Source organism: Alkalihalophilus lindianensis (assembly GCF_032843265.1).
GTDB lineage: Bacteria > Bacillota > Bacilli > Bacillales > Bacillaceae_D > Alkalihalophilus > Alkalihalophilus lindianensis.
The window spans coordinates 1-252 of the sequence record NZ_JAWJBA010000715.1 but is presented as its reverse complement, the minus strand read 5'-3'; the positions used below and the strand labels follow the sequence as shown (position 1 = coordinate 252).

The window sequence follows — 252 nt, the reverse complement described above, 5'->3', positions numbered from 1 at the left end:
AATCAGCATCGCAACCACTAAAACGATCCCTACTGATTTTAAGGATGCGACCGTTACTAGAGACAACAGCAGCATCAGTAAATAATGGATAAACCGCACTGGAATTCCTGTGGCCTTTGCCATGACAGGATCAAATGTACTGATTAATAATGGACGGTAAAAAATAACGATTAATAAAATAACAAAAAATCCAATTCCGGCGGTTACCCATAAATCAGTTCGGGATACTGCCAGAACATTACCAAATAAGAT

At 38.5% G+C, this 252-nt stretch carries 1 protein-coding gene; it reads right to left on the bottom strand.

The window, feature by feature from the left end; translation table 11 throughout:
* A partial coding sequence (locus RYX56_RS24030) for a metal ABC transporter permease (protein ID WP_317124340.1) occupies positions 1 to 252 on the bottom strand: 252 nt, incomplete at both ends.